The organism is Ruegeria sp. C11, from assembly GCF_056537725.1.
Genome location: NZ_JBQFSB010000009.1, coordinates 147,692 through 166,922, shown reverse-complemented (window position 1 = coordinate 166,922; position 19,231 = coordinate 147,692). Strand labels below are relative to the sequence as shown.

Annotated in this window: 20 protein-coding genes; 9 read left to right on the top strand and 11 right to left on the bottom strand. The window is 56.2% G+C overall.

The window, feature by feature from the left end; all coding sequences use genetic code 11:
* Nucleotides 1–48: 48 nt before the first annotated feature.
* The gene (locus tag ACR0NA_RS16735) at nt 49–945 is read right to left on the bottom strand and encodes a LysR family transcriptional regulator (protein ID WP_480730811.1); all 897 of its coding nucleotides are present in this window, start codon (nt 943–945) and stop codon (nt 49–51) included.
* A gap of 85 nt (nt 946–1,030) precedes the next feature.
* Here ACR0NA_RS16735 and ACR0NA_RS16730 point away from each other — a divergent pair, with 85 nt between their 5' ends.
* From ACR0NA_RS16730 to ACR0NA_RS16720, 3 genes are all read left to right on the top strand, one after another.
* A complete protein-coding gene (locus tag ACR0NA_RS16730; protein WP_480452195.1) occupies nt 1,031–1,462 on the top strand; it encodes a VOC family protein in 432 nt (143 codons plus the stop codon).
* Nucleotides 1,463–1,489: 27 nt separating this feature from the next.
* Nucleotides 1,490–2,245 carry an isochorismatase family protein gene (locus ACR0NA_RS16725; RefSeq protein ID WP_480730809.1) on the top strand — a complete coding sequence of 252 codons (756 nt, stop codon included), beginning with the start codon at nt 1,490–1,492 and terminating at the stop codon, nt 2,243–2,245.
* A gap of 206 nt (nt 2,246–2,451) precedes the next feature.
* A complete protein-coding gene (locus ACR0NA_RS16720; RefSeq protein ID WP_480730807.1) occupies nt 2,452–3,303 on the top strand; it encodes a DUF4396 domain-containing protein in 852 nt (283 codons plus the stop codon).
* Between the two features lie 163 nt (nt 3,304–3,466).
* Here ACR0NA_RS16720 and ACR0NA_RS16715 read toward each other — a convergent pair whose 3' ends face one another.
* Genes ACR0NA_RS16715 through ACR0NA_RS16705 form a run of 3 tightly spaced genes read right to left on the bottom strand, consistent with a single transcriptional unit; the run spans nt 3,467 to nt 5,455 of the window.
* Nucleotides 3,467–4,201 carry an SDR family NAD(P)-dependent oxidoreductase gene (locus ACR0NA_RS16715; RefSeq protein ID WP_480730805.1) on the bottom strand — a complete coding sequence of 245 codons (735 nt, stop codon included), beginning with the start codon at nt 4,199–4,201 and terminating at the stop codon, nt 3,467–3,469.
* Nucleotides 4,202–4,206: 5 nt separating this feature from the next.
* Nucleotides 4,207–4,737: a 2,4'-dihydroxyacetophenone dioxygenase family protein gene (locus tag ACR0NA_RS16710; protein ID WP_480730803.1), complete on the bottom strand. Its 531-nt coding sequence runs from the start codon at nt 4,735–4,737 to the stop codon at nt 4,207–4,209.
* Nucleotides 4,738–4,753: 16 nt separating this feature from the next.
* The gene (locus tag ACR0NA_RS16705) at nt 4,754–5,455 is read right to left on the bottom strand and encodes an SDR family NAD(P)-dependent oxidoreductase (RefSeq protein WP_480730801.1); all 702 of its coding nucleotides are present in this window, start codon (nt 5,453–5,455) and stop codon (nt 4,754–4,756) included.
* Nucleotides 5,456–5,550: 95 nt separating this feature from the next.
* Between ACR0NA_RS16705 and ACR0NA_RS16700 the strand changes: the two genes are divergently transcribed.
* Complete coding sequence (locus ACR0NA_RS16700; RefSeq protein WP_480730799.1) at nt 5,551–6,306, top strand: IclR family transcriptional regulator; 756 nt, start codon at nt 5,551–5,553, stop codon at nt 6,304–6,306.
* Nucleotides 6,307–6,431: 125 nt separating this feature from the next.
* Here the strand turns inward: ACR0NA_RS16700 and ehuA are convergent, their stop codons facing one another.
* The 6 genes from ehuA to ACR0NA_RS16670 form a co-directional block, all read right to left on the bottom strand.
* Nucleotides 6,432–7,238, bottom strand: a complete 807-nt coding sequence (ehuA, locus tag ACR0NA_RS16695; protein WP_480730797.1) for an ectoine/hydroxyectoine ABC transporter ATP-binding protein EhuA — start codon at nt 7,236–7,238, stop codon at nt 6,432–6,434.
* 12 nt (nt 7,239–7,250) lie between these two features.
* A complete protein-coding gene (ehuD, locus tag ACR0NA_RS16690) occupies nt 7,251–7,916 on the bottom strand; it encodes an ectoine/hydroxyectoine ABC transporter permease subunit EhuD (protein ID WP_480452182.1) in 666 nt (221 codons plus the stop codon).
* A gap of 3 nt (nt 7,917–7,919) precedes the next feature.
* Complete coding sequence (gene ehuC, locus ACR0NA_RS16685; protein ID WP_480730794.1) at nt 7,920–8,585, bottom strand: ectoine/hydroxyectoine ABC transporter permease subunit EhuC; 666 nt, start codon at nt 8,583–8,585, stop codon at nt 7,920–7,922.
* 107 nt (nt 8,586–8,692) lie between these two features.
* Nucleotides 8,693–9,532 carry a transporter substrate-binding domain-containing protein gene (locus tag ACR0NA_RS16680; RefSeq protein WP_480730792.1) on the bottom strand — a complete coding sequence of 280 codons (840 nt, stop codon included), beginning with the start codon at nt 9,530–9,532 and terminating at the stop codon, nt 8,693–8,695.
* 180 nt (nt 9,533–9,712) lie between these two features.
* Nucleotides 9,713–11,176, bottom strand: a complete 1,464-nt coding sequence (gene betB / locus ACR0NA_RS16675) for a betaine-aldehyde dehydrogenase (RefSeq protein WP_480730881.1) — start codon at nt 11,174–11,176, stop codon at nt 9,713–9,715.
* A gap of 288 nt (nt 11,177–11,464) precedes the next feature.
* Entirely contained in the window at nt 11,465–11,998 is a 534-nt protein-coding gene (locus tag ACR0NA_RS16670) for an Lrp/AsnC family transcriptional regulator (protein ID WP_480730790.1), read from the bottom strand.
* A 172-nt stretch (nt 11,999–12,170) separates the two neighbouring features.
* Here ACR0NA_RS16670 and ACR0NA_RS16665 point away from each other — a divergent pair, with 172 nt between their 5' ends.
* The 3 genes from ACR0NA_RS16665 (at nt 12,171) to ACR0NA_RS16655 (ending at nt 15,555) form a co-directional block, all read left to right on the top strand.
* Nucleotides 12,171–13,556, top strand: coding sequence for a Rieske 2Fe-2S domain-containing protein (locus ACR0NA_RS16665; protein ID WP_480730788.1), 1,386 nt, complete (start codon nt 12,171–12,173; stop codon nt 13,554–13,556).
* An 81-nt stretch (nt 13,557–13,637) separates the two neighbouring features.
* Complete coding sequence (locus ACR0NA_RS16660; protein ID WP_480730786.1) at nt 13,638–14,654, top strand: D-2-hydroxyacid dehydrogenase; 1,017 nt, start codon at nt 13,638–13,640, stop codon at nt 14,652–14,654.
* A gap of 10 nt (nt 14,655–14,664) precedes the next feature.
* Nucleotides 14,665–15,555 (top strand): 2-hydroxy-3-oxopropionate reductase, encoded by an 891-nt coding sequence (locus ACR0NA_RS16655; protein ID WP_480730784.1) that lies wholly within the window; start codon nt 14,665–14,667, stop codon nt 15,553–15,555.
* 15 nt (nt 15,556–15,570) lie between these two features.
* Here the strand turns inward: ACR0NA_RS16655 and ACR0NA_RS16650 are convergent, their stop codons facing one another.
* Entirely contained in the window at nt 15,571–16,458 is an 888-nt protein-coding gene (locus ACR0NA_RS16650; protein WP_480730782.1) for a LysR substrate-binding domain-containing protein, read from the bottom strand.
* A 149-nt stretch (nt 16,459–16,607) separates the two neighbouring features.
* Between ACR0NA_RS16650 and ACR0NA_RS16645 the strand changes: the two genes are divergently transcribed.
* Nucleotides 16,608–17,585 (top strand): C-terminal binding protein, encoded by a 978-nt coding sequence (locus tag ACR0NA_RS16645; RefSeq protein ID WP_480730780.1) that lies wholly within the window; start codon nt 16,608–16,610, stop codon nt 17,583–17,585.
* On the top strand, nt 17,582–19,204 hold the full coding sequence (locus ACR0NA_RS16640; RefSeq protein WP_480730778.1) for a 5-guanidino-2-oxopentanoate decarboxylase: 1,623 nt from the start codon (nt 17,582–17,584) through the stop codon (nt 19,202–19,204). Before ACR0NA_RS16645 ends, ACR0NA_RS16640 begins: the two co-directional genes overlap by 4 nt.
* The last annotated feature ends 27 nt before the right edge of the window (nt 19,205–19,231 follow it).

The following is a 19,231-nucleotide window of genomic DNA, read 5'->3' as shown; positions in this document are numbered from 1 at the left end:
GGCCGCTTGCCGCCAGCGATGGGATAGGAACCTCTGCAAGTCCTGACCTCAGCCGCTCTTTTCGACCAGAAAATCGATCATGGCACGTGTCTTGGCGGGTAAGTTGTCGCGGCTGGCATAGATCACGTTGACCCCGATGGAGGGCGGGCGGAAATCGGGCAAAATCGCCACCAATGATCCGGCATCCAGTTCAGCCTGACAGGAAAGCTCTGGCAGACGGGTAATCCCGCGCCCGGCAAGCGCCAGTGCCTTCTCTGTATGGGCATCGTTACATCGAATGCGCGGCGTGATTGGCACGGTGATCACTTCTCTGTCGGGCCCCGGGTAGGTCCAGTTTTGGGTGACCCCATGAAACGAAAAATCAATCAGTTGATGCCCTTTCAAGTCATCGGGGTGTCTCGGCGTGCCGTTTCGCTTCAGATAAGCAGGGGAAGCCACCGTCAGACCCTGTGTGCGAAAAATCTCGCTGGCGATCAGGTCGGACGGGGGCAGATCGCCGATGCGCACCAGCAGGTCGATCCCTTCACCGATCATGTCGGCGCGACGCTCGGATACGTCGATGTTCAAATCTACTTCTGGATATCGCTTGAGAAATTCGGGCAGCCAGTCATTCAGCCACCCGTGGGCGAACACCACAGGCACGCTCATCCGCAATTCCCCAAAGGGCCGGTCGCCGACCGAATGCAATCGGTCTTGCACCGCGCGGGCGTCCTCCACCATTCGACGCGCGTTTTCATAGTAGATACGCCCGGATTCCGTCAGGCTGATCCGTCGTGTTGTCCGGTTCAGGAGCCGTGTCCCAAGGCGCGCTTCAAGCCGTGCAATCTCTTTGCTGACATGGCTGGGCGTATGGCCCAACAGTTTGGCGCTCGCACTCATACCTTCCTGCTCCACCACTGTGCAGAACAGAACCATACCGTCGAAAAGATCCTTATTTTGATCCATTTGGAAAATATGCCGTTCCATCTGAGTTATTAAAGTTCACTACAGACATAGTTACCTTTGTTGCAAGCAAAGGAAAGGTCAAACCATGTTGGACATCAGAAACTTCGATCACATCGGCATCCGTATCAGTAATCGCGATGCATCCGTCACCTTCTATGAGTTGCTGGGATTCGAGATGATCGCCGATGGCGGTTTTGACGACGGGCATCCATTGGTGATGCTCCATCCTTCGGGGGTCAACATCAACCTGTTGGGTCCAGCAACGGCAAAGGCCGGCGAAAACGTTCTGATGGACGAGGCAGAGAAGTATCCGGGCATCACCCATCTGGCGGTCAAGGTGAAGGACGCCGAAGCAACCGAAACCTTTGTCACCGAAAACGGCATCGCCATCACGGGCCGCCGAGAATTTCGCGGTACCAAAACCATCTTCATTCGCGACCCGGATCGCAATGTTCTGGAGCTTGTCGGCCCCGGTCCTTCAGTCGCGCAGCTAATTGCCGAGCATGTGCACGGCTGAATCCCAAGTAACCAAGGAAACACTCTCATGTTAACTTTTCCAAAAACGCTCACCACAGCCCTGAGCCTGATCATCGCTGCCGCAGCACTGCCGGCAGCGGCGGAAACTCCGATGATCAAAACAACAAATGGCGTCGCGACATATCCAGAAGGTTATCAGGGCACGCCAGTCCGGGCTGCCGACGAAGACCCATTTCTGTCACCGACCAACTCGGCGTTGATCCTTATCGATTACCAGCCTCCGATTTTGGCTGGGGTCAAGAACATCGACCATGAAGATCTGATCAACAACACCACGGGTCTGATCAAGACCGCTGTGATCTATGACATCCCGATCATTTTCAGTCATGTCGCAGTGGGCCTGAACGGTTATGATCCGATGATCGAAGAATTGCGCGAACTGGCTCCAAACGCTGTCTTTGTCGACCGGACAAATGTCAACGCCTGGGAAGAACCTGAGTTTGTCGCAGCGGTCGAAGCAACCGGCCGGACTAAGCTGATTATGGGTGGTCTCTGGACAGATGTCTGCCTGGCCTATCCTGCGATTGAGGCCGAACTTGCCGGATATGATGTCTATGTACCGGAAGACGCCGTTGGCTCGATAACCCAGCTTAGCCACGAAAACGGCATGCGCCGCATGATCGAGGCAGGGGTCGAACCGATCACATGGAACGTGGTTCCGGCAGAGCTGCAACGCGACCACGCGCGCACTGACAAGTTGCAGGCCGTTACCCGTGTGTTCATGGAACATCTGTTCAAAGTCGACCCAGATACAAAGTGGTAAACCAACATCTGCCAGGGACTTCGGTCCCTGGCAGAGAAGTCTAATTTAGTCCCGGCATTGCCTGCTCGCACTTGGGCAACATCACCAAGGTAGGGAAATTGAGCTCTCATTCCCATAGATCGAAATATTCGTCATACATTGCCCGACATCTCATGTACGTTGATACTTGGTTCAATTAACAGGATTTGTATTCCTAGGAGGTCGATGTGCTCAACGGCGCGATGCTTGTCTGGTTTTTATTGACTGGTGCCAGCGTAGCTTTCGTTGTTTGGGATTCAATTAGCAATGGCGTGACCAGTTGGGTTCAGCGTATGGCTTGGATTTTGGTGACGATCTATACAGGACCAGTCGGCCTATTTTTTTATATGATTACCTGCCGCCGACCGTTTCCAGGCGGCCATGACCGTTTCACCCGCACACCTTGGAAGCAAGGGGTCAACAGCGAAATGCACTGCTTAGCAGGTGACGCTACAGGGATCATTGTTGCCGCCACCGTTGTTCATTTCCTCGCGCTATCAAATGGATGGGACATCGTTGTCGAATACGTCTTCGGTTTCGTCTCGGGGCTTTTCATCTTTCAGGCCCTAATGATGCTTTCGATGTACGGAAGTTATTCGCAAGCTGTCCGAAAAACGTTCTTTTCAGAGACGGTCTCGATGAACATGGTAATGACGGGCATGATTCCGACCATGGTCTTATTGACGGCGGCTTGGCCTGAATCGGAAGACCCGCTCTCTCCGACTTTTTGGTTTCGTATGAGCTTGGCGGCAATTGTTGGTGGTTTTGTTGCATTCCCGATCAATTACTGGCTGGTTGCCAACCACCTCAAACACGGATGTATGACTCTACCCGGGGCAGATGGCCCGGCACCTGGCAACGGACACTTGTCTTCAGAGATGAACGGTATGTCCCACGGCGATATGGAAGACATGCCCAGTCACGGCATGAGCATGAAGACGTTGCCTTTGCACTCAATGTTCCTTTGGATCATTGGCACCTATGCAATCCTGCTGATCGCAATCTGGATGACTTCGCGAATTACGCCCATCCATTTTTAACGCTTCAAAACTTGTTGGGCATCTATATCACGGCGTCATATAGAACATCCCCGGTTCTGCGCGTCTGATCTGTACGCCGGTCTCTTGAAAAGCCCATGCCGCGCAACCAGCACATTCCCGGCCACCTTGACCGGGCCGGGCTTGAAGTTGCGAAGGTGGGTCATCAGTAAGTTGCCCTGCCGCCAGAGAGATCAAAAACCGCGCCCGTGTTAAACGTGCAATCCTCGGAACTGAGCCACATCACCATCCGCGCGGCTTCTTCGACCCAACCCAGCCGTTTCATCGGCGATTTGTCGATCATGATCTGTACAAATTCTGGCGTCATCTGGTCCAGAATTGCGGTCTTGATTGCGGCAGGGGCGATGCAGTTCACGCGAATATCGGTCTGCGCCAGCTCTTTCGCGAGCGATTTGGTAAAGCCGATCACGCCCGCCTTGGACGCAGAATAGGCCGACGCATATGGCGTACCTTCTTTCCCGGCAAGCGAGGCCATGTTGACGATCCGGCCAAACCCGCGTTCCTGCATGACTGGCACGATCGCATGAGCCAGATAAAAGGTGCCGGTCAGGTTCACCTCGACGACACGCGCCCATGTGGCGGGGTCACTCTCGACCACTGGCAGTGTTGGCCCGGCAAAGCCTGCATTGTGGGACAAAAAGTCGATGCCGCCAAAGGCCGCGCGGGTTTCTGCAACCGCTTCGGCAATCTGCTCGGGTTGGCTTATGTCAACCTTGCACGTGATGGACCCGGCTGGCGCATCTTCGGGCTCGGCCAAGTCCCAGATGGCGACGTTTGCACCCGCGGCAACGTAGTGGCGGGCGATCTCTGCACCGATCCCGGCCGCACCACCGGTGATGACAGCGGTGCGACCTGCGAAGTCATAAGTTACGTTGCTCATGGACCTTACCGGATAAAGTTTCTCACATAATCAGCGCCAAGGCCGACTTTCTCGAAATGCGCACGGCACATGTCGATCTTGGTGAACACGTCCTCGTAGCCAAGGTGATTTCCGTCGGGGTCGCAGTAATACATCACTCCGTTCACCTGAAAATAGGTGATCATTTCCTCGACATCTTCCGGCACAACCAAGGTGTGGGTTTCGCCCGGAGGCTCGTAAACGTAAGAGCCTTCGGTGGCTTCCCAGTCGTGCTCCAGATAATGCCAGCGTCCTTTCAGCACAAAGCCGTGCACCGGGTTCGGGTGGCGGTGGCGCGACAAAACTCCTGCTTTTGTCACCTTGAGCAGGTTCATCCAATATCCCTGGCTGACATTCAGACAGAGCGGGCGGAAGAATACCGTCTCGGTCTGTTGGACCCACATCCGGGGGTCGTCTTCGGCCAGCGCATTTGGCACTACGATCTCGGGCAAAGCGTCCTGTGGCATAGGGTGCTTGTATGGCACCATTGGGTTTTCGTCGGTCTCAGACAGTGGCATTTCGCTCCCCTTGCTTTCAGCCGGCGGCGTAGCCGCCATCCACGTTTAGAATTGTTCCGGTGATGAACCCTGCTTGTTCAGACGCCAGAAACAGGGCCGGACCGATCAGGTCCTGTGGTTTGCCCCATCGCGCCATAGGGGTGCGCGACAGAATGGCCGCGCTGCGCTTTGGGTCGTTTTGCAGATTCTGTGTCAGCGGCGTGGCGATCCACCCCGGTGCCAGCGCATTTACGCGAACCCCGTCCGGCGAATAAGCAATCGCCAGTGATTTGGTGAGTTGTGCGATCCCGCCTTTGGATGCCGCATACCCAGGTACCAATCCGCCACCAAAATAGCTGAGCATCGACGCGATATTGATGATTGAACCCTTGGTACTGGCAAGATGCGCGCGCGTGGCAGCGCAAACGCGCATTGTGCCGTTCAGGTTAATATCCAGAACTTTGGCAAATATCTCCGGATCGTGCTCTTCGTTGCGCCGGATGACGCCTGCAGCGTTCACCACAACATCCAGTCCAGGAGTGTTCTGGCAAAGGGCTTCAACCGCTTTCCCATCAGTCACATCCAGCGAATGAAAACTCAGACCGGGTTTACCCTCCGGCAGATCGCCCAATCCGGCAGCCATCACCTGGTAACCCGCCTCGTGAAAACCTTCGGCAATCGCCAGTCCAAGCCCGCTGGTTCCGCCGGTGATCAAGGCGCGTTTTCGTGTTTCGTACATTGCTTCCATCTTACATTGTCCATATAGTGGACATATAGACCATTTTATGGACGTTACACGCTGCGCAGTTCGCTGGTCAACAGAGAGGTTCACGCATGTCAAAACAAATTCAGGGGACGCAGAGTTTTGCGCGGAGCATCAGTCTCTTGCAGCATATTTGCGACCGTACCACGCCTCCGACCTTTCAGGATTTGCTTACGGAATGCACGTTCACACGCCCCACCCTGTACAGATTGCTGCACGGGCTGGAAGCCGAGAGCCTAGTAATTCAGGCCAAAGACAAACGCTACAAACCCGGCCCACGTTTGATCAATCTGGCCCGCACCGCCTTGTCTACATCTGACATTCGCGACCTTGCCCGCGATGCGCTTATTCGCGTCAGAGACAAGACGGGGGAAACCGTGCACCTCGCCGTACCAAGTGGCGAAGGGCTTGTTTACATCGACAAAATTGAAAGCCTCGAAACAGTGCGCATGAACTCGACCATAGGTACGTTTGTTCCGTTGCACTCAAGCGGAGTGGGCAAAGCGTATCTTTCCGCTTTGCCTGAGGATGAGTTTGCCGATTATCTCGAAACCGCGACCCTGAAACCAATCACGTCTTTCACGACAACTGACCCCGCCGGATTACGCGTTCAGATTAACCAATGCCGCGCACAGGGATTCGTTTTTGACAATCAGGAGAATGAAGTCGGCATCGCCTGTTTCGGCGCGCCAATACTTGACGAAGCCGCACGCCCTATCGCCGCCATCAGCGTGTCCGTACCGTTGTTTCGACTGGATAAGAACAAATCGCGTTACTCGGCTGCCGTTTTGGAATGCGTTCGAGAGTTGTCCGGTCGCTCTACATAACGCTAAGAGGACACCCCAGCGCGAGCTACAACGTCCTCTTGCTCCGGATTAGGTTCTTGTCCGCGGCCAGATCACTCGTCACGAACTACAAAATTCATTGGTTAAGTGAATTCCTTGGCGGGTCCTCAGTTGGATTCGAGGACCGCATTCAGGAACTGCTGTGTGCGTTCTCGTTTCGGGTTTTCAAACAGTTCTTTGGGCGCTGCCTGTTCTTCGATCGCGCCATTGAAGAAGAAGCAGACCCGGTCTGAGATGTCCTTGGCAAACCCCATCTGATGCGTCACCATCAGCATAGTCAGATTATGTGCATCCACGAGCTTACGGATGACATTGGTAACTTCTCCGATCACTTCGGGATCCAAAGCAGACGTTACTTCGTCAAAAAGCATTACCTTGGGGCGCATGGCCAACGCACGGGCGATGGCGACGCGTTGCTGCTGACCACCGGATAGACGCGACGGATGCTGATCGCGCTTCTCATCCATGCCGACCATTTGCAGAAGCTCCATCGACCGCTCTTCGGCCTCTTTCCTCGGTATTCCGAGAACTTGCACCGGACCTTCCATGCAATTCTGCAAGGCGGTCATGTGCGGGAACAGGTTGAAGTGCTGAAAACACATGCCGATCTTGCTGCGGATACGCCGGATGTGCGCCGGGTTCGCGGGCACCAGCACACCGCCTTTTTCCATATGTGTAAGGGGTTCTCCATCCACGTAGATAACGCCGCCATTGATAGTTTCCAACGTCATCAGCATGCGCAGAACGGTGGTTTTGCCTGACCCGGACGGGCCGATGATTGTCACCATCTCACCCGCGTCGATATCCAGGTTCAGATCGTCCAGCACAACAAGATTGCCGTAACTTTTGCGCACGTTCTGAAACCGGACCATCGGGATATCGTCGCCCTCAAGGCGCAATGGGTATTGGCTCATGTCTTCGTTCATTTATCTCATTCCCATTTTACGGCGCACCCATTTTTCAAACTGGGCGATCAAAAACGCGGTGGGCAGTGAGATCGCAAGGAAGATCACGCCGACCATGGTGTAGGGTTCAAGGTAGCGATAGCTTTGGGCGCCGACCGCGTTGGCGGTATGCATCAATTCGGCCACGCCAATCACGGACAGCATCGGGGTATCCTTGAAAATACCGACCAGGTAATTCCCCATTCCCGAAATCGCCGGCGGTAGCGCCTGCGGGATAATGATGCGGCGATAGGTTTGAATGACCGGCATGTTGATGGCGGTCGCGGCCTCCCACTGGCCTTTCGGCACGCTTTCGATGCCACCACGATAAACTTCGGACAGGTAAGCCGCGTAGTGAACACCGATCGCGATCAGGCCCGATGTCCAGGGCGACAAGTTGATGCCAAACTGCGGCCCCACGTAGAATACGAAGAACACCTGCAAAAGCAGCGGTGTCGAGCGGATAAACTCGACCACTTCGCGCACGCACACTGTGACAATGCGGTACGGCGTGCGTTGTGCCAGTACGAAGACCAGCCCCAATACCACGGCGATGGCATATCCCCCGCCCGCCGCCAGCAGAGTTTTTCCCGTCGCGTCAATAAAACGCGGCAACAATTCCCAGGTCCAGTCCCAGCGCCATTGCATCGGTCAGGCCCTCCCGATCTTGCGCGCCATCGTGCGCTCGAAAAATCTCATGAAGGGCGTGATGAGGAACCGCGCGAAGACGTAATAGATGATCAGTGCGGTGCCGAATGTCTGAACCGACAGGAAGGTCGAAATGTTGATCTGGCGGGCCTCATACATCAGGTCAGTGACAGAGATTAGTGCCACCAGCGCCGTGCCTTTCATGATCTCGATGACCAGATTGCCCCAAGGCGGCAACATGATGACAAAGGCCTGAGGCAAAATGATACGACGCATCCTTTGCCCGGGTGTCATGTTGATTGCCTTGGCGGCCTCCCACTGCCCTTTGGGAACGGCAAGTATTGCGCCGCGGACCAGTTCGGCCCCGTAGGCGCCCATATTCATTCCAACGGCAATGAAACCAGCAGTGAATTTGTCCAGCGTGACCCCAAACAAGGGAAGAACGAAGAAAATCCAGAACAGCTGTACCAGCAGCGACGTTCCGCGAAAAATCTCGATATAGACAGTGGCGACGCCTTTGACCGCGACGTTCTGAGAGAGGCGCATCAACCCGAAGGTAAGGGCGACGATTACGGACACGATTGTGGCCAGGACAAACTGCACAACCGTGATCAGCGACCCCTCCAGCAGCCGTCCGCCATAGGCCTCAAGAAATTCGTAATAGGGCAAACGCCGCTCCCTTCGTGTTTACTCAGAGAATGAGAGGTGCAAAACACAGCGCCCTGCCCTGCAGGGCGCTGGTTTTTGCAAGTTAAGTGAATAATCCTCGCCGGGGATCAGCGATTGGCACAGGCCCATTCCATCGAGGCATCTTCGCCCGGAACGTTGTCCGGATAGTAATCCCACTGCTCGACGGCAGAGAGCATTTCCTCGGACCCGAGATAACCGGGCATGGCGGCATTGAACTCTTCCCGGAATCCATCGTCATCGGGGTGGAAGCCGATAGCAACCCAGTTGAAAGTCCATTCCGGCAGTGCGTTGGTATCCGTCGCTTCGATGCCGTCGGTTTTGGCTGCAAGGTCATAGGCCTCAACTGCGGTCATCGCGCCGATACTCGCCCGACCGGCTTTGACGGCTGCAAGCACTTCGGTCGTGCCGGGCAACTGCATGATGTTGGCTTCGGGTATACCGACTTTCAATGCTTCTTCGACATTCACATAGCCTGCAACAGCGGCCATGGTGACGCCTGCATTCTTGATCTCTTCATATGTCTGCAGGTTCTCGGGGTTCCCCTCGGGCACGATGAAGGCGTTACCGAATTGCCCGACCGGCTCGGAGAAGTCGATATTCTCGCAGCGCGAACCCAGAATATACATCCCACCGGTGATGATATCGACACGACCCGCCATCAGGCTGGGGATAAGGCCAGCCCAGTCGGTCACGACAGGTTCGATATTCGTGTGACCCATCTTTTCCAGCAGATCCAGGGTGATCTGGTTTACGAATCCCAGCGGTTCCCCGTTTTCACCCGGATGAGCCCAAGGGGCCGCCGCGGCAAAACCAAGGCGGATCGGCTCACCTGCCGCGACCCGGTCCTCCAGCGGTCCGGCGAGCGTACTGCTGGCCGTCAGGGCCAGCGCGGCGGAAAGGGCGGTTCCCAGAATTTTGGTTTTCATTGTAGGTTCTCCTTACTGTTGGAATGACTGGTCCGACAAACGATCCGTAGCCAAATGCGTTTGTCTGCCCGACGCGCTGTTTCATGCGTCTTTTCGGGCTGTGCCGGTGGACGGAAAGATGCTGAAAAAACTGATCTTTTCAGGCTCATGTTTCCCATCCCCGACGATATCGGGTGTTTTTCAATAGGGCGTTTCCACTCCTCCCATTTCGACGTAAACGGATTTGATCTGGCTGTAGTGATCCAGCGCGGCCCGGGAGTTTTCCTTGCCAACGCCGGATTGTTTGAAACCGCCAAACGGCATTTCAACCGGCATGGTGTTATAGGTGTTGATCCAGCATGTACCTGCCTGCAGCCGGTCGATCACCCGGTGTGCCCGGGTCAGATCGCGCGTAAAGACCCCTGCTGCCAACCCGAAGTCAGTATCGTTGGCGCGGCGGATCACCTCTTCTTCGTCTGTGAATTCGAGGATCGACAGAACAGGCCCAAAAATCTCTTCGCGCGCGATGCGCATGTCGTCTGTGACATCTGAAAACACCGTGGCCTCAACGAAGCTGCCGTTTTCGAAGCCGTGAACGGTCGCCTGCTTTCCCCCGCACAGCAGCCGAGCACCGTCTGAAAGTCCGGTTTCAATGTGGCTCAGCACTTTCTGCATATGTGCCGCAGAAATCAGCGATCCCATCTGCGTGTCGGGGTCCAGCGGATCACCCAGACGGATTTGCCGCACCCGTTCCACGAGCCTTTGTTCGAATTCTGCTCGGATTGACTGTTGGACAAATACACGAGTGCCGTTCGAACAGATCTGTCCGGCAGAGTAAAAGTTTCCAAGGATCGCACCACTTACGGCGGCATCCAAATCGGCATCTTCGAATATGACCAAAGGAGACTTGCCGCCAAGCTCCATCGTCACATGCTTTATCCCCGCGCCGGCTGCGGCCATCACCTTTGATCCCGTGGGTACCGAGCCGGTCAGCGAGACCTTTTCGATATCGGGATGCGTGACCAGCGCGGCCCCGATATCGCCATAGCCTTGGACCACGTTGTAAAGCCCTTTCGGGAGTCCGGCCTCGATCAGGATTTCAGCGACTTTCAAAGCACAAAGCGGCGTGACTTCGGAAGGTTTGAAAATGACCGAGTTGCCACAGGCCAATGCTGCAGCACCCTTGTAGCACGCGATCTGTGTCGGATAGTTCCAGGCACCGATACCAAGGCAAACACCCAACGCGACCCGCTTCGTATAGATGAACGACTCGCCATGTGGGATGCACTCGCCCGAAAGGCTACTGGCCAGCCCACCGTAAAATTCGAATGCTTCAGCGCCAGACAGCGCATCCGCTACAATCGTTTCCTGATAGGGCTTTCCGGTGTCCAACGTCTCGAGAACGGACAGTTCATGGTTCCGGTCGCGTATTATGTCGGCCGCCCGGCGCAGGATTCTACCCCGCTCAGCCGGTAAGGTCCGTTCCCAGTCTGCCTGCGCCCGCGCTGCGCTTTCTACCGCACGCGCGATGATGTCGGGTGTTGCGGAATGCAGCAGGGCAATCCGCTCACCGGTTGCAGGGTAAAAACATTCGATCCGGGCACCTGCCGGATCCTCCACGAACTCTCCATCCACAAAATGAGAGGCCTGCGGCTGTGCGCGCAGGCCAGACGAAACAGGTTGCGTGCGTGTGGCCACGCCGCTGTCAGCTACATTGGCAGATTCCTCCAATGGGTTCGACTTTGCTTCTAAGTCCATGTCCATTCCTTTCGGCGTGAGGACATTCGACAACGTGGCGTGCCTGATTCGAGTGTTCTGTCCCAGCATGATAGGGGCGAACTTCTGTTTTACGCAACATCTTTGCTGTTACAGTAATCTTTTAGAGATCTTTTTTCGCATTGATTACGGATTCCGCACCATGACACAAGACTCGATGACGGTTCCGCATTTCACTCATCCCCAGTTGCTTTTGAGAAGGAACTGGTTTTTGAAGTTCATCAGCCCGGTCATAACTTCGGCCGAGCCGATGTCTTCCCGGCCATAAACATGCTCGGACAACATGCTGAGAAAGGTTTTGCGGTCATCTGTCACAATTTCGATGAGCAGGTCATAATTGCCGCTTACCCAAACTACATAAACAATTTCCTCCAGCGCCGAGAGGCGGGCAGCAACGCTTTCAGGCCGATGTCCGGAAGCGACGCGAATGCCGACCATGGCCTCGGTTCGATACTCGGAAACGCCTGAATCGGTGACCGCGACGATGCGCAGGCTGCCGCTGGATTTCATGGCATTTACACGGTTTCGGATCGTGCCCTCGGATACGTTGAGTTTTTGGGCAATTTCCGCAAACGGAGTGCGCCCATCCTTTTGCAGAGCCTGGATAATTTCCTGATTGAGACTGTCATTTAACAATGCGGTGTCCCGCTGACGGCTGCCCGCCCCGGCTGCGTGATCGGATGATGGCTTTTTTCGGTTGGATTCGGTCATGAGAACTCTCTAATTTGATACGTAATCCGTATTTTACTACGAATCTCGTAATTTTGGGATCGTAATTTTTCGTTGACGTGAAATAATTCGCAATCAAAGTTCGGATTGAATCAACTTGCAGAACTGCAGTTCGATGGAACCAAGCGCCCGACCGATCAGGAGGAAGCCAACCATGTCATCCGCAGCAGAAAAACCGCAGATCAAAACATTTGCCGGGAATTTCCAGGGCTACAATCAATCCCACCCCGCCGCGATCGACGAAGAGATCGCCCGCGTCGGAGCGGGCACACCAGCAGGTGAATACCTGCGCCGTTTCTGGCATCCGGTCCATCTGACGGACGATCTGGGTGATCTGCCCAAGGCCATCACCATCCTAGGCGAAGAACTGGTCGTGTTCCGCTATGGCGAGGACAAGCAGCAGATCGGTCTGGTCCACAAATACTGCCCGCATCGGCGCGCCTCGCTTGAATATGGAAAATGCGAAGACCGGGGCATTCGTTGCTGTTACCACGGCTGGCTGTTTGCACCGGATGGCGAAATTCTCGAAGCGCCAGCCGAGGATCAGACCGCACGCGCGGTCGAGATGGTCAAGGAACGGACTCGGCTGGGCGCCTATCCGGTCATCGAATATCGCGGAATAATCTTCGCCTATATGGGTCCGCCCGACAAACAGCCTGATTTCCCGATCTACGACGCCTTCGAGCATGAGGGCATGACCAGCGCACCCTACAAGGCCCCATACACTTGCAACTGGATTCAGGTTCAGGATGCGATCATGGACCCGACCCATACGACCTTTTTGCACAGCCAGAACAGCCACCCTCAGTTCTCCGAGGGAATGATGGCTTCGGGTGAACTGAAATTCTATGAGCGGAATGAAAACCATTTCCTCGGCACGTCCACCCGGCGCATCGGTGAAAACGCCTGGGTTCGGCTGAACGAGCTTGTGCTGCCGAACTTTACCCAAGCCGGGTCAGCCTATGCCGCCGACGGGACCGAACAGCGCTATTTCGGGCGGTCATGCTTTACCCGCTGGGTGGTGCCGGTGGATGACGAAAACACCATTGTCTACGCATGGGCGAATTTCGGCGACCGATGGGACCCGCACGAATACAACACCAAGGAAGGTCACGAGATGATCGAACAGGGTGAAGTTCTGGACCGGACACCCGAAGAGAAACAGCGCTACCCAGCGGATTCGGAAGCTGTGGAAGGAATGGGGCCAATCTCGACCCATAAAGGTGAGAACCTGATGCCGACAGACCGGGGTATCTCGCTATATCGGCGCCGTGTACGTAAGGCGATCCGGGATCTCGAGAATGATGGCATCGAACCACCTCAGCCTCTTAGGCACGGTGCAAATTCGGTGCGGACCTATGGTCAGGACACGGTGCTGCATCTGCCTCCGATCGAAGGTCAGAACGACAGTGCCTATCTGCTGAAGATCGGCGAAGCGGTGATGGACATGCAGTTCGAGCATGAAGACTGGTGTGACGAGAACCGTGACACCGCGATCATCGAAAGACTCAAGGAAATGGAAGCCAACGGTATCGGGTGAACTCCCCTACTTCCTCCGCGATCCGGTTCTTCCATCGGTCCGCGGGGGATTTTTTGGTCAACTCTACGCAAGGAAACCACTATGGCTGTGAAAGTTCACGTCAAAAACAACCGTTGGGCTGAAGGATCATTCCCGAACACACCGGAAGGCGAAGAGGTGTTCACCATCACCGGTGAACGCTTTGACACGGCGCAGGCGCTGCACCCGGAAGTCGTCGGCAAGCTTGATCCGTTCATCGATTGGGATACGGATAACTGGCAAAGCTCTATGGCGGATGCCGAAGTGCTTCTGACCTGGAACATGCCCACCGAGAATCTGGCGCAGGTCGCGCCCAATCTGAAATGGATTCACTGCATCGGTGCCGGGGTCGAGCATATGCTGCCGATGGACTGGCTGCCCGAGGGCGTGACCCTGACCAACAACAAGGGCGTTCATGCCGCCAAGGCCGGAGAATTCGGCCTGATGGCGATCCTGATGCTGCATTCACATATGCCTGCCATCGTCACCAACCAGCGCAATGCATATTACGAGTCGCTTTATTGCTCGCCCATCGCTGGCAAGACTGTCGTCGTTCTGGGAACCGGGTCGCTGGGTGGGTCAGGTGCCAAGATGATCAAACCTCTGGGGGTCAACGTGATCGGTGTGAACCGGTCGGGCCGGGATGTCGAAGGCTGTGATCGCTGCGTGCCGACGGCGCAACTGGACGAGGTTCTGCCGCTGGCCGATTACCTTTTGATCGCAACCCCCGATACACCGGACACGCGCGGACTGATGGACCGGCGGCGGCTGGATCTGATGAAGCCCACGGCGGGCATCATCAATATCGGACGCGAGGCGGTCATGGATTACGATGCACTCTGCGACAAGCTGGACGAAGGCAGTTTGGGCGGCGCCATTCTGGACGTGTTCGATCCCGAACCCATCGCGGCCGAGTCGCGTCTGTGGAATACGAAGAACATGATAATCACGCCGCATGTCTCGGCCGATGACGGCGACGCCTATATCCCGCTGACGTTGGGCCTGTTTTTTCAGAACATGGAGCTGTTTCTTGCGGGCAAGCCGCTGCTGAATCCCATCGACCCCAAACTGGGCTATTGAGGAGATTGTCATGAATATCGGGTTCATCGGACTGGGCGTTATGGGCGCCCCCATGGCCGGGCATCTGGCAGATGCAGGCCATACCATTTTCACCTGCCTCAACCGCTCGGCCCTGCCCGACGCGCTTGCGGACAAGCCCGTTCAGGTCGTCGGCAGCCCAGCCGAGGTCGCTGCGCATTGCGATATCGTGATCGTCATGGTTCCGGACACGCCCGATGTGGAACGAGTGATCACCGGGGAAAACGGTGTGCTGGTCAATGTGCACGAAAGCTCTCTGGTAATCGACATGTCCTCGATCAGCCCGATTGCAACCGAGGCGCTTGCGCGGGCTGTGAATGAAAAAGGCGGGCAATACGTCGATGCCCCGGTGTCGGGTGGCGAGGTTGGCGCAAAGGCGGCAAGCCTGACCATCATGTGCGGCGGGCCGCAAGCCGCGTTTGACCGGGCCAGACCCCTGTTCGAACTGATGGGCAAGAACATCACCCTAATAAGCGAGGCCAATGGAGCTGGTCAGACCTGCAAGATCGCCAACCAGATCATCGTCGCCCTGAATATCGAAGCGGTGGCTGAGGCGCTGGTCTTTGCCTCCAAAGCGGGTTGCGATCCTGCAAAGGTTCGAGAGGCGTTGATGGGCGGGCTTGCAACTTCAAGAATCCTTGAGATTCACGGAGAACGGATGATCAAACGCACGATGGATCCGGGGTTCCGTATCGAACTACACCAGAAGGACCTCAATCTGGCATTGTCCTCGGCCCGCGCCCTCGGGGTGTCGCTGCCCAACACCGCCACAGCGCAGGAACTGTTCAATTCCTGCTCGGCTAATGGCGGGGCGCAGGACGATCATTCAGGCATGGTCAAGGCGCTTGAGCGGATGGCAAACCATCCGGTTTCTGACGGATAACGCGTCGGGCCGGCTTCAAAACTGCGCCTGAACCCAATCGACAAACAGCGACGCATAAGGATTTGCGGCGCTGCCTTTATTGTGGATCAGAAAATACGCGTCACGCCCGGGAACATGGATGTCGAACGGTACGACCAGATTGCCTCGTGCAATCGCGCGCTCGACTAATGTCGTGTGCCCCATGGACACTCCTTTGCCCGCCTGTGCCATAGTCAGCGACAGGACATAGGTGCTGAAGAAATGCCGGTCTTTCAACGCAAGCCCCCGAACCCCGGAACGCGCGAGCCAGAAGTCCCAAGTTTCGTTGACCCCCGTCAGATCAAGAATTCGTTCATTTGCCAGATCATCCGGCGACTTCAGCCGTTTCGCAACTTCAGGTGCGCAAACCGGCGTCAGTGTTTCCTGCCGCAGACGGATCGCGTCTTCCTGAAAGGTTTCCTCTCGACCATAGTGAATCTCGATATCCGCAGTGGTGCCTTGAAACTCCTGCTCCCACAATGCGGTTGAGACGGTCAGCTGCACGTCCGGATGGGCCTCCATGAAGTCATCCAGTCGATCCATCAACCAGAACGAGGCAAAGGCGTAATTTACTTTCAGGTGTAGATTGCGACCGGCCGAATAACCCAGAAACGACCGCGTGCCCTGTTCCAGCGTGTTGAAGGCCCGTTCGACGATAGGCAGATAGTTGCGGCCAGCCTCGGTCATGTTCAAACCGCGATGGCGGCGGATGAACAATTGCTGACCCAAGGCCTGTTCCAGCAGCCGAACCTGCTTACTTACAGCGGATTGTGTGATCAGCAGCTCCTGCGCCGCGTCGGTGAAACTCAGATGCCGGGCTGAGACCGAAAAGGCGCGCAACCAATGCAGTGGCGGAGTCGCTGTTTTGCGGTTTTCCTGCTGCATTCCTTCAGTCTCAACACTACCATTCCATTTCGTCGCATCATGGCCGGAAATAAGTCGTTTGAAAAGATGACTTCAAAACCTCTTTATCGATTCACCGGACAGCAGCGGCTGTGCCGGGCTTACCCAAGGCTCAGCAAGGAGACCCAGGTGTGAAGATCGCCTTTACTGATTTCGTGCAACCCGACCTCGATCTGGAAACCGCCCTTATCAACAACGCGGGGTTCGAGATGGTGGTGGCCGATCCCCATTGCACCTCGGAACAAGAGGTTATCGATTTGGTCAAGGAAACCGGCGCTGATGCCATAGTGTCGCTCTATGCGCCGATTGGCGAGGCCGTGTTTTCTGCCCTACCCGATCTGAAAGTCGTCAGCGTCCCGCTGGTCGGGGTCGATGCCATCGATACAGAAGCGGCCAAGCGGCACGGTGTTTGGGTTGCGCATATCCCCGACGCATGGGTGTCCGAAGTTGGCGTACACGCCGCCGCCATGACGTTGTCTCTGGTTCGTCACCTGCCCTTCTATGATCGTTCGGTCCGTGAAAGGCGCTGGGATTATGAAGAGCCGGGCGTTCTGCACCGCACGCACGACATGACCTTTGGTCTGCTGGGGTGTGGCCGCATCGGCCAGCAGGCCGCACGCAGTGCTGCACCCAGTTTTGGCAAGGTGATTGCCTATGACCCCTATATGCCCGCCGAAGCATTCCCGGACTGGATCGAGCGGGTCGAGACCAAAGAAGCGCTGTTTGAACGGTCCAACGTCGTATCGCTGCACTCGCCACTCACGGCCGAAACCAAGCATATCGTAAACGCTGATCTGCTGGGGCGGATGCAACGCGGCAGCTTCATCGTCAATGCTTCACGGGGCGCTCTGATTGACTCCGAAGCTTTGCTTGCTGCTCTGGACAGTGGTCAGGTCGGCGGTGCCGGGCTGGACGTGTTCGAGGTCGAACCTCCTGATCCAAATGACCCCCTGCTGCACCACCCGCGCACCGTGGTGTCACCGCATGCCGCCTATTACTCGGTCGAGGCCGACGAGGAAGGCCGCTCGCGCGCGATCAAGAACGTGATCACTTATGCCAACTCCGGTCGACCGGACCATTTTGTCGTCGAAGGGACAAAACAGCCATGAAAGATCTAGATACATCCGCCATGACCTGTGGCGAGGGCCTTCTGCACCTGCTCAAAGCCTATGGCGTCGATACCGCCTTTGGCATTCCCGGCTATCACACAGTCGAGTTCTACCGGAATTTCGACAAAATGGGCATCCGTCAGGTCACCCCCCGGCACGAACAGGGTTCGGCCTATGGCGCCTATGGCTATGCCGCCGCCACCGGCAAGCCCGGCGTTTGCTTTCTGGTCACCGGCGCGGGTGTCACCAACGGAACCACGGCGATAGGCGAGGCCTATTCAAACTCAATCCCGATGCTGATCTTCACCACCATGAACAACGTGCACGAGCTGGGTATGAACGGAGGTCGGATGCACGAGCTACGCTCGCAATCCGACATTCTGGATCAGGTGACGGCGCTCACCCACACCCTGCTGGACGCACGCAACCTGCCCGAAGTTCTGGCCCGCGCTTTCGCGGTCTTTTCGGGCCAGCGCCCGCGCCCGGTCTGCATCCAGATCCCGCAGGACATTCTGGCAGGTCCCGCGAATTTTGAAATCGAAGCCTGGCCCCCGGCCCCCAAACCCGGCCCCGACCCGACCGAGGTCGACAAGATTGCCGGGATGCTGTCCGGCAGCAAATCCACCATGATCGTGGTGGGTGGCGGTGCTATCCCGGCCTCAAAAGAGGTGCTGGAATTGGCCGAACGGCTGGACGTGCCCGTCATCAATTCCTGCGCGGGCAAAGGTGTGATCCCCGAGGATCATCCTTTGTGTTTGGGCTTCACTCAGGCGTTTGATCCGGTGCGAGACCTGCTGCGAGACGCAGATGTTGTACTGGCCATCGGCACCGAATTTGCCGAACCCGACCGGTATTTCACCGAGGACTACCCGATCAACGGACAACTGATCCGCATCGATATCGATCCGGGCCAGATCATGCACTATTCGAAACCCGCCGCAGCCCTGCTGAGTGATTCAAAACTGGCGGTTTCGGCCATCCTGAAGGCGCTGGAAAACCACAACGGCCCGCAGCACGACCAACCTGCTACTGATCTGGTGGCCGAGACCAAGGCCAAGTTCAGCGGCGACCTGTGCAAAGAATCCCCCAAGCACAAAAAGGCGTTGGAGATCATTCACGACGTTCTTCCTGTGGATACGATCATCAGCGCCGATGCGTCTCAGGTCTGTTATACTGGGCTCTATCACTATCCAATGAAGCTCCCGAACCTGTTTCACTTCCCAAACGGCTATGCAGCGATGGGGTTTGGCGTGCCGGTCGCCATCGGCATGAAAGTCGGCGCGGGTAACAAGCCGGTGGCCTGCATCACCGGGGATGGCTCGTTCCAGATGACCTGCGAGGAACTGGCCGCGGCGGTCGAACAGAAACTGTCGATGCCTATCATCGTCTGGTCGAATGATGGTTATCAGGAAATCCGGGAGTACATGGATAGCAAGGGCCTGCCCACTATTGGTTGCACCATCTACAACCCGGAATTCAAGAAAATCGCCGAAGCCTTCGGTGCCCATGGCCGCCGCCCGCAAAGTGCCGAGGAATTACGCGAGGCGTTGGAATTCGCGCTGCAGGCAGATGGTCCAACCATCATCGAAATCGACGAGAAAGACGCCTGGCTGCAATAGGTAGCCGGGCACCAGTTGGAGGCCGAA